General features: G+C 40.1%; 9 protein-coding genes. All 9 read left to right on the top strand.

The features are described 5' to 3' along the window. The first annotated feature begins 62 nt into the window (after positions 1-62). The 9 genes from CVS93_RS07905 to CVS93_RS07870 all read left to right on the top strand — a co-directional run bounded on the left by CVS93_RS07905 (position 63) and on the right by CVS93_RS07870 (position 12,734). Entirely contained in the window at positions 63-902 is an 840-nt protein-coding gene (locus CVS93_RS07905) for a class I SAM-dependent methyltransferase (protein ID WP_107687223.1), read from the top strand. Continuing rightward, positions 895-1,236, top strand: coding sequence for an iron chelate uptake ABC transporter family permease subunit (locus CVS93_RS09965; protein ID WP_234400114.1), 342 nt, complete (start codon positions 895-897; stop codon positions 1,234-1,236). The genes CVS93_RS07905 and CVS93_RS09965 overlap by 8 nt, the downstream gene beginning before the upstream one ends. After that, on the top strand, positions 1,190-1,906 hold the full coding sequence (locus CVS93_RS07900; RefSeq protein WP_234400113.1) for a FecCD family ABC transporter permease: 717 nt from the start codon (positions 1,190-1,192) through the stop codon (positions 1,904-1,906). Before CVS93_RS09965 ends, CVS93_RS07900 begins: the two co-directional genes overlap by 47 nt. Beyond that, the gene (locus CVS93_RS07895) at positions 1,903-2,679 is read left to right on the top strand and encodes an ABC transporter ATP-binding protein (RefSeq protein WP_107687222.1); all 777 of its coding nucleotides are present in this window, start codon (positions 1,903-1,905) and stop codon (positions 2,677-2,679) included. Before CVS93_RS07900 ends, CVS93_RS07895 begins: the two co-directional genes overlap by 4 nt. Positions 2,680-2,690: 11 nt before the next feature. Further along, positions 2,691-3,704, top strand: a complete 1,014-nt coding sequence (locus CVS93_RS07890; protein ID WP_107687221.1) for an ABC transporter substrate-binding protein — start codon at positions 2,691-2,693, stop codon at positions 3,702-3,704. 396 nt (positions 3,705-4,100) lie between these two features. Then, entirely contained in the window at positions 4,101-5,963 is a 1,863-nt protein-coding gene (gene sdhA, locus CVS93_RS07885; RefSeq protein WP_107687220.1) for an 8-methylmenaquinol:fumarate reductase flavoprotein subunit, read from the top strand. A 9-nt stretch (positions 5,964-5,972) separates the two neighbouring features. Beyond that, positions 5,973-6,938, top strand: coding sequence for an 8-methylmenaquinol:fumarate reductase iron-sulfur subunit (gene sdhB / locus CVS93_RS07880; protein ID WP_107687219.1), 966 nt, complete (start codon positions 5,973-5,975; stop codon positions 6,936-6,938). Between the two features lie 2 nt (positions 6,939-6,940). Further along, positions 6,941-7,798, top strand: coding sequence for an 8-methylmenaquinol:fumarate reductase membrane anchor subunit (sdhE, locus tag CVS93_RS07875; RefSeq protein ID WP_107687218.1), 858 nt, complete (start codon positions 6,941-6,943; stop codon positions 7,796-7,798). Positions 7,799-8,027: 229 nt separating this feature from the next. Then, positions 8,028-12,734: a hypothetical protein gene (locus tag CVS93_RS07870; RefSeq protein WP_107687217.1), complete on the top strand. Its 4,707-nt coding sequence runs from the start codon at positions 8,028-8,030 to the stop codon at positions 12,732-12,734. The last annotated feature ends 37 nt before the right edge of the window (positions 12,735-12,771 follow it).

Here is a 12,771-nt window from a genome sequence, read left to right as displayed (position 1 = left end):
CTTTAGGCTCTTTAAATTTGCCCTTTTCGTAGGGCAGATTTAAATAACCAAAGGGAGAAAAGATGCAAGGGCTGGTTGATTATCAAGCGATTTTGGAGCGAGTGTTTTCGCCTACTTTGCAAAAAGTAAAGGGCAAAGATGGCGGCGTAAATTGGGATGATTACGCAGATATGTATAACGAGATGACCGGCATGGAGACGGCTTCTACAATAATTTTACTCTCAAACCTACCTATCACAAAAGATGACAGTGTGCTTGACGTAGGATGTGGTCCAGCAAGGCTTAGCGTGCCACTTGCAAAGCTAGCAAAGAGTGTAAGCGCGCTAGATCCGTTTGAAAAAATGCTTGAATACGCTAAAAAAAATGCAAAAGAGGCTGGGGTAAAAAATATAAATTTCATCCAAAAAGACTGGAGTGATGAGCAGAGTTTAAAGGATTTGCTAAAACATGACATCGTGCTAGCATCACGCTCAGTTGGACTTTTTGATATAAAAAAGCTTTGCAAATTTGCTAAAAAATATGTCGTGATGACCTCTTTTTTAATGGATTATCCAAGCTTAAAAACGTTCTGGCAAGACTTCCTAAAAGGGATAAAAGATGAAAATGAGACAGGTCTTAGCGATAGGAGATTTGGCTATAACTTTATCTTTAATATCGTCTATGACATGGGAGCAAATCCAAATTTAAAGATAATCGACACCATTTTTGAGAGGGATTTTGCTAGCCTTGAAGAGGCGTTTTCTTATTTTAGATTCGTAGGCGAGATCGCGCCCGAAAAAGAAGAAATTTATAAAGAAAATGTAAAAAGCTACCTCACAAAGACCAAAAGCGGCTTTAAATTTAAAAGAGAAACCAAGAGCTATCTTATCTGGTGGGACGTGCGGGAGATGAAATTTGAGTAGCAAAAAGATTATTTTCGCATTATTTGCGCTTCTTTTGCTGGTGCTCTTTTTTTCATTAGGTATCGGACGCTACGAGATAAGCTACGCTCAAATTTTTGAGTTTATAAGATCAGGCATTTTAAACGAGCAACCAAGCGACGAGCAAGGATATACGGTCTTTACGCTCATTCGCTTGCCAAGGGTACTTTTTGTCATCTTAGTTGGAGCAGCGCTTGCTAGCTCTGGAGCTGTCTATCAAGGTCTTTTAAAAAACCCTCTAGTTTCGCCTGACATCCTTGGCGTCTCAAGTGGCGCAGCTGTGGGGGGCGAGCGTGGCTATCATCTTAAATTTTAACTACATAGGCGTGCAGCTTAGCGCATTTGCTTGCGGTCTGTTTGCGGTTTTTGCTGTCGTTTTTATAAGCAGTGTCATCGCAAAAGGCAGGCTAAATTTACTCGTGATGGTTCTAACTGACATCGTCATCTCATCTCTTTTTGGAGCGCTTAGCTCGCTTATAAAATTTCTAGCCGACAGCGAAGATAAGCTGCCAGAAGTTACTTTTTGGCTAATGGGAAGCCTTGCAAGAAGTGGCGGATATAAAAATTTGGCTCTGCTTTTTTGCGTAGTTATGATCTGTCTTGTGCCACTTTTTATGCTTCGCTACAAGCTAAACACGCTTAGTTTTGGCGAAGAAGAGGCTAGGGTGATGGGGCTAAATGTGAAATTTTATAACATCATAATCATCATCGCCTCAACGCTTCTAACCGCTACTTGCGTCTCATTTTGCGGTATCGTGGGCTGGGTGGGGCTTGTCATTCCTCACATCATGCGCTTTGTCGTGGGAGCAAATTTCATCACGCTCTTTCCAGCTTCGCTGCTTGGCGGAGGGCTATTTTTGCTTACAGTCGATACCACTTCACGCAGTCTAATGGCAAGTGAGATCCCACTTGGCGTCATCACTTCGCTAGTTGGCGCGCCTCTTTTTGTCTATCTGCTCTATAAAAGCAAAAAGGGTTTTGCGTGAAATTTGAGATAAAAAATTTAAGCTGTGGCTACGACAAAAAGGTCGTTATAGAAAATTTCAATGCAAATTTACAAGATGGCGACATCTTTTGCCTGCTTGGTAGCAACGGCGTTGGCAAAACGACGACGTTTAAGACGATACTTGGCTTTTTAAAGCCACTTGGGGGAGAAATTTTAATAGACGGCAAAGATGCGCTAAAGATGAGCGAGAAGGAGCGAGCAAGCTTTATAAGCTACGTCCCGCAAGCTCACACTCCGCCATTTGCCTTTAGCGTTTTTGACGTGGTGATGATGAGTGCAAATGCAAGACTTGGTATATTTGAGCGGCCTAGCAAAGAGGATGAGAAGATAGCGATAGATGCGTTAAAGACGCTAAATTTAGAGAGTTTTAAAGATAAAATTTACACCGATCTAAGCGGTGGAGAGCGGCAAATGGTGCTGATAGCTAGGGCTTTAGCGCAACGCTCAAAGGTGATGCTACTTGACGAGCCAACGGCAAATTTAGACTTTGGCAACCAAATGCGAGTTTTAAAAGAGATAAAAAAGCTCGCAAAGCAAGGCTACATCATCATCCTCACCTCTCATCAGCCAGAGCAGGTCTTTTATCTAAATGCAAAGGTTGCGATGCTTGGACGGGATAAAAACTACATCTACGGCGAGGCTAGCGAGGTGATGAATGGCGAAAATTTAAAGAAAATTTACGGCGTAGATATACGAGTGGTAAAAAATATCATCGATGAGCGCGAGCATTACTCTTGTGTGATGGTGGATTAAAAGGAGAATATATGTTTAAGAAAATTTTACTTTTGGCTTTTTTGCTTGTTAGTTTGCAAGCAAGAGTGGTGCTTGATAGCGATAATAAAAAGGTAGAAGTGCCTGATGTGATCGAGCGTGCGACACCTTTAATAGGGGCATTTGTGCATGTCTCTGCGATGCTTGGCAACGAAGATCATATAATTAGCGGTGCGCCAAAACTGCCTCCACTAATGTCAAAAATTTTTCCAAAGATAAAGAGTAACAACAACAAAAGTGGCATGCTAAGCAGCAGCGTCGAGACGATCATCGCGTCAAAAACGCAAGTTGTTTTTGGGCCAGTTGGTATGATGTTTGATGAAAATAGCAAGGCTCAGCTTGAGAGCGCTGGCATCGCAGTTGTAAAGATAGATAAATTTCAAAGCATCAAAGAGTTACAAGATAGCTTTAGCAAGATCGCTGAAATTTGGGGCGAAAAGAGCGTGAAAAGAGCGCGTGAGTTTAATGAATATTTTAACGATAACATAAAACTTGTAAGCCAAAAAACGGCAAATTTAACACCAAAAAAGAGAGTTTTGGTGCTTAACTACAACTCAGGAAACTTTAGCACCATTAGCTCAAAGGATATCGGTGCTGAGTATATTAGCGTAGCTGGCGGTATAAATTTAAGCTCAGAGCTAAGCGATGGTGATTTTAAAATTTCAAAAGCAATAAATGAAGAGCAAGTCATCATCTTTAACCCAGATATCATCATCACAAATTCGCAAAAAAGTGCCGATACTATCGCTAAAAACGCGTCATTTGCCAAGCTAAAAGCTGTGCAAAATGGGCAAATTTTTGTAGTGCCAAGTGGCGTTTATCTTTGGAGTGTAAGAAGTGCTGAGGGCGCGCTTTATCCGCTTTGGCTAGCTAAGACATTTTACCCAGAGCAGTTTAGCGATCTAAATTTAGAGCAAAAAACAAAAGAGTTTTACGAGAGATTTTATAACTACAAGCTAAGTGATAGCGAGATAAAAGAAATTTTGCACCCAAAGGGTGAATTTTGATAATAGGACAAAAATAATGTTATTTATTATATTTAATATATTTATTTAAGTATAAAAGTAAATTTATCTTTCTAATATCATAAAAAAGAGCTTTTAAAGCTTAAAAACTCAAAAATAAAAATAAACTTCAAATTGGTAGAAATTTTTATACATCTTATAAAATTTCTACCGCTAAATTTATATAAACCGCCTAAAAAAGCCCATTTTATCCTTTTTGATTTTAATATCAGCTCTCATTTCTTAATCTAAAATAAATCTTTATGTTTCTTTTAAGTAAATTTAATGTAATGTTTCATTATTAATTATTTAATTAATATAGTTGTTTTAAAAAATATTAAGAAATAAACTGGCGGTGCGTTTTAAACGCTAAAAATTTACTAAGATAGGAAGTTATCAATGAGTGAAAAATTTACCAGAAGAGAATTTCTACAAAGTGCCTGTATCAGCGTAGGTGCGCTAGCTACAACGGCTGGTGCGACCAATGTTTTTGCTGATGAGTTGCCAAAAGGCAATGAAAGTGGCTTACCATCTGTTGATGTGTTAATAATCGGCTCTGGTGGTGCCGGACTTCGTGCAGCAACAGCCGTTCGCAAGCAATATCCAAACTCAACCGTCGTTGTTGCTACAAAGATGATGCCATCTCGCAATGCGACCTGTATGGCGGAGGGCGGAATAAACGGCGTTACTGACTTTAGTAATGGCGATAGCTTCAAGCTTCACGCTTATGACACAGTTAAAGGTGCGGCTTATCTTGCTGATCAAGATGCAGTTGTGAAATTTTGCGAGGCAGCAGGCGCAGTCATCCACGAGCTAGACCACAATGGCATGCTCTTTTCTCGTATAGATAATGGTGACGTGTCCCGTAAAGATAATGGTGATGTTGCGTTTCGCTTCATGGGTGGCGCTAGTAAAAAACGCTGTAACTACGCGGCTGATAAAACTGGCCACATTTTGATGCACGCCTGTCTTGACGACGCTATCACAGCCGGTGTTAAATTTTTAATGGACCATGAGCTACTTGAGATCGGTCTTGAGGATGGCAAGGTCGAAGGCGTCGTTCTTCGCAACATCCAAGATGGTCAAATTTACCCAGTTCTTTGCAAATCTCTTGTTATCGCAACTGGCGGATACACTAGAATTTTTTATAACCGCACATCAGTTCCATTTATAGCAACTGGTGATGGCATCGCTGCTGCGCTTAAAGCAGGTCTTGGTTTTGAAGATCCCGAGATGCTTCAGTTTCACCCAACTGGCGTTCAAAATGGCGGCACACTAATCACTGAAGCTGCTCGCGGCGAGGGCGGATACTTGTTAAACAACAAGGGCGAGCGCTTTATGAAAAACTATCACGAAAAGATGGAGCTGGCTCCTCGTGACGTCGTCGCTCGTGCGATCGAGACAGAAATTCGCGAAGGCAGAGGCTTTGGTGAGGGCATGAGCGCTTATGTGCTTTGTGACGTTCGCCACCTTGGCAAAGATACTATTATGAAAAAGCTTCCAAAAATTCGCCACACTGCTATGCTTTTCCAAAATATCGATCTAATCGAGCAACCAGTGCCTATCCGCCCAACAGCTCACTACTCAATGGGTGGCATAGAGGTAGCTAAATTTGATGATATGAGCACAAAAATCCCTGGAATTTACGTAGGTGGTGAGGCTTCATGCGTATCTATCCACGGTGCAAACCGCCTTGGTGGAAACAGCCTAACTGACGCAGTTGTGACTGGCGATCTAGCTGGCAAGGGTGCTGGAGCTTATGCGCAAAATGCAAAATTTGCAAGCGGCAAAAAGACTTCTGAGCTAGCAAAAATGTGGCAAGATAAATTTAAAGCCATAGCAACAGGCGAGGGCGGCGTAAATGATATGTACGCACTTCGTGAAGAGCTTGGTAAAAACAACTGGGATCTAATGGGTATCTTTAGAACTGGTGCAAAACTTGATCAGCTCTCTAAAAACCTTGAAGCTATCCAAGCAAAATATGACACCATCAAAGTGCCAAATAAAAACCCAGTCATGAACACAGCATTTACCGACTATGTCGAGCTTGGCAACCTTATACTTCTTTCTCGTGCAGCATGCCTTGCAGCGCAAAATCGTCTTGAGAGCCGTGGCGCTCACACAAGAGAGGACTATCCAAAAAGAGATGATGTAAATTTCTTAAAACATAGCATAGTCACACTAAAAGACGGCAAGCTTGAGCTTAGTTACAAAGACGTTGTGACAGGCATATTTTCACTTGACGGCAAGAAGCCAGAGTAAGGAGCTAGGATGAAAATTATTATCGACCGTTTTGACGGAACTAAAAAATATGAATCAACTTATGAGCTAACAAATGAAGAGATCAAAGGCAAAACTCTTTTAACAGTGCTTCTTGATATCAAACAAAAAAAGGATGCGACGCTAAATTTCACAGCATCTTGCCGCTCAGCGATATGTGGAGCGTGCGCTGTTAGGGTAAATGGACACTCGTATCTAGCTTGCGATACGAAGATGAATGAGCTTTTAGCTGAGTATGATAACCCAGAGAGCATAAGAATTTCTCCACTTGGAAATTTCAGGGTCATCTCTGATCTTATGGTGGACTGGGAGCCAAGTATCGAAAATTTACGCAAGATAAAGCCTAGCATTACTGCTAAGTCAGAATTTAGCGCAGAAAAAGGCTGTAAGCAAAGTCAAAAAGAGTATGAAAAAGTAGCGCTTGAATGGGACTGCATACTTTGCGGAGCGTGCGCTAGTGAGTGTAATAAACTTGAAGCTGATGCGAGCGATTATATGCAGCCATTTGTATTTGTGCATGCTTATAGAGCGGCATTTGACTCACGTAGTAAAGATCCTATGCCGCACCTAAAACCAGCTATAGATAATGGCCTTTGGATGTGTGTAAAGTGCCAAGAGTGCGCTGATCGCTGTCCAAAAGGCATAAGCGCATGTAAAGACATAACTGATCTTCGCATTATGGCTATACAAAAAGGCTTTGATGATGGTATGGGACCAGATCATGCTGAGGCGTTTTTAACCGATCTAGTTGATGGCTCAGGCAGACTAAATGAGATCAAGCTTGCACTTCGCTCTGAGGGAGTGTTTAGAAATATGGGCAAAATGGATATCGCTGCAAATTTAATGCTTGCAGGTAAGATGAATCCGCTTCATATTTTCGGCGAAGAGGACATTGAAGGACATGATGATCTAGTAAAAATGATAAATGCGGCTCGCAAAGCTGCTAGTAAGGAGTAATTATGCAAAACGAATTCGCTTTTTTCCCAGGATGCGTACTCTCTCAAGCAGCTAAAGAGGCTAAGATGTCGCTTGAGGCTATCGCTCCGATACTTGGCTGGAAGCTTCACGAGATAAGGGGCTGGAGCTGCTGTGGGGCTCAACAAGCACAAGACGTCGATCCTATCGCTACACTTGTGGCAAATGCTAGAAACATAGCGCTTGCAGAGCAGATGAATATGCCGATGCTTACGACATGCTCAACTTGTATGCTAACTCTAACAAGAGCTAAAACTACGCTTGATAAGGGTGCAAAGGATCGTATAAATACTTTCTTGGCTGAGGGCAATATGAAATATAATGGCTCAACCGAGATCACAAGCCTTCTTTGGGTGCTTTATCAAAACGTAGAAACGCTAAGAGCAAAGGTTGTTAAGCCACTTAGTGGGCTAAAAGTAGCACTATTTTATGGCTGTCACAGCTTAAGACCTGAAAAAGATCTTCATAACAGGGAAAGCTCAGTCAATCCAAAGAGCTTTGAAACTGTTGTAAGCGCACTTGGTGCTACTATCGTGCCGTTTGAGAAAAGACTTGACTGCTGCGGTTTCCACGCTAGTTATCCAGCTGGCACATCTGTAAGAAAAATGTCAAGCCAGATCGTAAATAACGCCGATGAAAATGGCGCTGACGTAGTTGTCACACCATGCCCACTTTGTCAAATGCAACTTGACATCTACCAAGAGAGATATCAAGATGAAAACCACTCAAATGTGAGAAAGCCAATCATTCACCTATCTCAGCTTGTAGGTCTTGCACTTGGACTATCTGTTGAAGATCTTGGACTTGATCTAAACATCATCGACGCTACCAAGATAGCGTAAAATTTATCCCACGTCTTTTGGCGTGGGAATTCTTAAAATCTATTATTCTATTATAAATAAAGAGCATTTTTTTTAGCATTTTATAAAAACTTAATTTATTTTTTAAATATAAAAATAGGTCAAAATAATAAAATTTATTATGTAAATTCTTTTATTTATATAAAATATTTTTTAGCTATAATCGCGTGAAATTTTAAATGGATTGATTATTAAATTTAAAGGACTAAATATGCAAAACGTTGGCATTGTTGCAAAAATAAGCGGAAAAGTATTTGTAAAACGCGACGGAAAATTGACCGCTTTAAAGCAAGGTGATGAGATATTTTTAGGCGACGAGATCATAACACAAAGTAGTGGTGATACAGTCATTATAAATTTCTATCACGCTTCGCCTATCACGCTACTTGAGCCCCAAACTATTATCATCACAAAAGAGCTATCAAAAGCAAATTTTAATACACAAGGCAGTGAAGCACAGATAGAAGAAGATAAGAGAAATTTTCTTGTTGAGAATGAAGAAATAAAAAACAAAGGCGAAGACGACAGCCCTCATAACGCAAGTTATAGTTCTCATGGCTCAAGCCACAGTAGTAGCTTTGCAAGCATAAATGGTTTAAATTTTGATACACAAGGTCACATCTCAAATATTATTGGTGTTTATGGTGGTGCAGTTGTACTGCCAGTCATATTAAAAGAGTTGGCATTGGCACATAGGTCTATTAGCGGCGCGGTATCAGCGGTAGAGCAAAAAGAGAGTGCTCCGGTTATTGCGGCACCAAGTGTTAGAATTTTAAAAGACATTGATGGCGACGGCTATATAAATATTGCAGAAGCAGGCGGCGATGCAAATCATACTGGTATGGCGGTTACTTTTAATAATGACTTCAAGCCAAACGACAAAGTGACATTGGAAGTTGTAGATAACGGTGTAAAGACCATGCTTGTTTATAAGGTTGATCAAGCTGGCACAAGCGTGATAAATATAAATAATCCAAGTGAAATTTTACCTATTTCGTCAAATGCCACAAACCCAGAGCAAAAAGAATTTATCATTCCAAGTGTCGCTGTCACTCCAAATGCTACATTTAGTGTAAATTCTAGTATCACTCTGGCAAATGGCACTAACTCATCTGTGGCAAAGGCAACTGCAAGCGTTGATACAATCACTCCGACTCTTGGCTTCAAAAAGGTCGTTTTTGGAAAAGATTTAAACGGCGATGGCGTCATAGATGCAAGCGAAAATAGCTTTAATCCAGCAGTTAGCACACCAAGTAATGATGCAAAGATCATCTTGTCGCCAAATATGAAAATAGGCGATAGGATAAAGCTAACGACTACCGATCCTGACGGAACTTTACATGAAAAAGTGCTGGTTAAAACATCACAAAACACGCTTATAGATAAAGAGAGTGGTGAGAGCTATCCGCTTACAAGCGAGAGTGGCGGAAATGTCGGTTTTAACGTAGCAAATGCGGTTAAAATTTCATCTTCAACTCCAACAAATGTAAATATCCAAATGATAAGTAAGTCGGGCAATCCAGGTCCAACTGAAACCATGACCATAGCAAACAACAACGATCCAATCGCTGTTTTTACTCTTGATGAGAATAAAGATGGGATTATAAATTTAGCCGAGCTTACAAAAAGTGGCGGTACGGCCTTATCGATAGATATTTATATACCAAACAATGCCGTAGTTGGCGATAAGATCCGTATAAAAGTTGATGATCCAGCTAGTACACCAACAAGCGTAACAAAGACATATACTATCGCACCTGACGGACTTAGTGCTACACTTGATGGTGGTACAGAGATCATTCCTATCGAAAATGGCAAGATCACAATCACTGATCCAACAAACTCGAGTGATCCAAGCAGAAAAAGACTAAGCACGACGATCATTGACGGAACGACTGGTACTCCAAAAGCTTCAAGTGTGAGTGAAATTTCAAGTGACATAGTTGCACCTATAAAATCTCCGCATGTGCAGTTTGCAAAAGATGGCGATAAAGACGGCATTCTAACTAGTAAGGAGAGTGGTTTTAGTCCTGATGGCGTAAAAACATCTATAAAGATAAAAATTCCAAATGATACAAGAGATGGTGATAAATTTGAGATAGATATCGCAGGAAGTGATGGTAAAACAGATAAAATCACTATTAAAATTTCTCAAAATGCGTCTGGTGTATATAGTGCAACAAGAGATGATGGCGTGCCTATCAGTGTAAATAATGGCACCATAGAGACCACCACAAGACTTTATGGGCTTACTACAAATTTTACAACCACATTTACTGACAAAGCTGGCAATAAAGCAGCCCCAGTCACAGACAAGATAACTCTAGATAATAGTATAAAGGTGCAATTTGCAAGGGATAATGACGGTGATGGGTTGATAGATAGCATAACGACTCCTTCAGGCTCGCCGTCAACCCAAAGTGATCTTGATATCTACCTACCTAACAATACAAAACCAGGAAGCAATATAAACGTCACGATCTCGACTCCTACCATACCATCCGTTACCACAACCGTTAGGTATACAATAAGCGATGACGGGCTAACAGCCATACCAAGCAATGGCTCAGCATCACTTCCAATAGCTGGTGGTAAATTTAGCATACCAGGCGTTCCTATTTCCATGGATCACTCTACGCCGGTTAGAGCGACTATTACAACACCTGGCGAGGCTACGACGACTGATGGCATCCGTGGTAGATTATTTGACTTTGGAATTTTAGAGTATATTGATGATGTAAAGCTTGCTACGCAGATAGACGGCGGAGTTATAAATATTGCAAAATACTTAAGAGCAGGAGATAATGAAAAAGTTATTCAGAAAAATAACTTTGATAATGAGAGCAAAACTATAAAAGAGTATAACATTTCGCTTACTAACGATGAGCAACCCAATATAGTCTTTGGTGTAGACCGTGCTCCTGGAACCAAGCTTCGTTTAGCTCTTGAAGATGATCTTGGTAATGCTAAAATTTTACCAAACGGACAAAACTATATAGACCTAGTTGTAGGTGCAGACAAGCGTGTAAATATGGACTTTGAAGCGCTTGGGATAAAGCTAGATGAAAGATATTCAAATATTAGAGCGACTGTTTTAAAAAGTGATGAAACAAAAGATGATGATCTCTTGGTCCGAGTCGATCTTGATGCTACTCCAGATGCGATAGCTACACCAAATGCCACGTCTAATGTTACTAGTGTAGATATTTCAGGTAGTATCGGAACCGACTCAAATGGTAACAACACTCTTAATAAAAATACCATAAATAAAGTTGATCTTTATGACTTGCTAAATTCTGTTCACAAAAGCTCGTCTCTTGATAATACACATAGCTATTCTGAAAATTTTGCCCTATCAGCCAATAGCACTGGGGCAAATTTTATGATAAAAAATTCTGACACCGCAGGAAACGTATCTATTAGCACTGTTACATTTATTGGCAATAGCGGTCTTGATGCTGATATGTGGTTTTACAACTATGTAGATCCGTCATGGAGAGCTAGGGTTGGTAACAATTCCGGTGTTTATAGTACGCAGGGCGGCAAGCCTATCTATAAAGACTATATGGAAATTTATTCTCCAAGCGCCTCTACTACCTACGATGTTGTGCAGTTTGCTTCAGGAACACACTATAAGACTTTGTCTAATCAAGGAAATATGCATGCGGAGGATTTAGCTAGAGTTGGTAGACATGGAGATAGTGCCTTATATGATGCGTCTAATCCATATGCACCAAAGAAATTTAGAAATGACGTCGATACTGCTGCTGGTACTGGTGATAACATAGGCTTTGCAAATGGTGTTTTAAAAGGCAGACCCGGCAATTATACCCTTGGTGAGTCAAATCCTGTCGGATCTGATATTGTTATGAAGATGAATGGCTGGATATATGTAAGTGCACCTGGAATATATTCTGTGAGAGCAGCAGACTTACATAACTATGCAGAGCTTACTATAAATGGAACGACACAAAAATTTGGAAGCCCAACAACGTATATAAACCCAGCTACGGAAGCATCATATGGTAAAAATGGCCAGTGGTGGAGTAGGGATTTTACATTTGATAAGGCTGGTTTTTATAAATTTGACATGGAGTATATGGACGGAACCGGTGAGATGAACTTATCTTTATATATGCTTCCAAAAAGTGTGGCAAATACTTATGGCCCCCAAGATCCATATCCTTCATCTATGCTAGTTGGAGCACAAGGTAGCGGCACGCATCTTTTTAGTAATAATTATGTTGAAGCACTTATCCAACATGGACATGTAAAAAAGATAGGGACTACAAATTCTTACGAGCTAAGTGACGCTAGTAAATACGGCGAATCAAATTTTGGCGATCTAATATATCTAAGACAAGAGGGTGATATAAAAGGTGGCAACCTAGACGATGCCTTTGTTTATAGTAAGGGTAGGGCGATAGATGGTAGAGGTGGCGTGGATACTCTGATAGTAGTTGATGATGTGGATTTTTCAAATTTAGATAATGTTAAAAAGATAAATAACTTTGAAAAGATTCAACTAGGCAGTGCCGATCAAGCGGTATCTATAAAATTTAGCCCAGATGGTGTCTTTGATATTATTGATAGCAGAAACACAAGGGATGCAAGCAATAGTGTAGCTAGTGAGAGTGTAAATACAGTATTAAAAGTCATAGGCGACAGCAAAGACTTAGTACAGCTCACACATGACTTTGTAAAAGCTACAAAAGCTGATGTTGCTACGCTAAATAGAAAACATAGTGTTGTCGGTGACATATACAACAAAGTAGATGTTACAAGTGAAGGTGACGCAGTAAATCAAGTCTATAAAGCGACATTTAATCGCCAAGAAACCATCAATGGAAATACAATAAACACAAGACACACTGTTTTTCTTGAGATACAAGATGGCGTGCAGGTCGATCTCTTATAGAAATTTAAATTTATAGAAGCAATATAAAGCCCAAAAT

Origin of the sequence: Campylobacter concisus, assembly GCF_003048535.1 — a bacterium.
GTDB lineage: Bacteria > Campylobacterota > Campylobacteria > Campylobacterales > Campylobacteraceae > Campylobacter_A > Campylobacter_A concisus_S.
The sequence above is the reverse complement of the archived record's forward strand: the minus strand, read 5'-3'. Positions and strand labels throughout refer to the sequence as shown.

Coding starts and splice junctions, on each gene's coding strand:
- CVS93_RS07890 (WP_107687221.1), top strand. CDS start 2,691: ATGTTTAAGAAAATTTTACTTTTGGCTTTTTTGCTTGTTAGTTTGCAA.
- sdhA (WP_107687220.1), top strand. CDS start 4,101: ATGAGTGAAAAATTTACCAGAAGAGAATTTCTACAAAGTGCCTGTATC.
- sdhE (WP_107687218.1), top strand. CDS start 6,941: ATGCAAAACGAATTCGCTTTTTTCCCAGGATGCGTACTCTCTCAAGCA.
- CVS93_RS07905 (WP_107687223.1), top strand. CDS start 63: ATGCAAGGGCTGGTTGATTATCAAGCGATTTTGGAGCGAGTGTTTTCG.
- sdhB (WP_107687219.1), top strand. CDS start 5,973: ATGAAAATTATTATCGACCGTTTTGACGGAACTAAAAAATATGAATCA.
- CVS93_RS07870 (WP_107687217.1), top strand. CDS start 8,028: ATGCAAAACGTTGGCATTGTTGCAAAAATAAGCGGAAAAGTATTTGTA.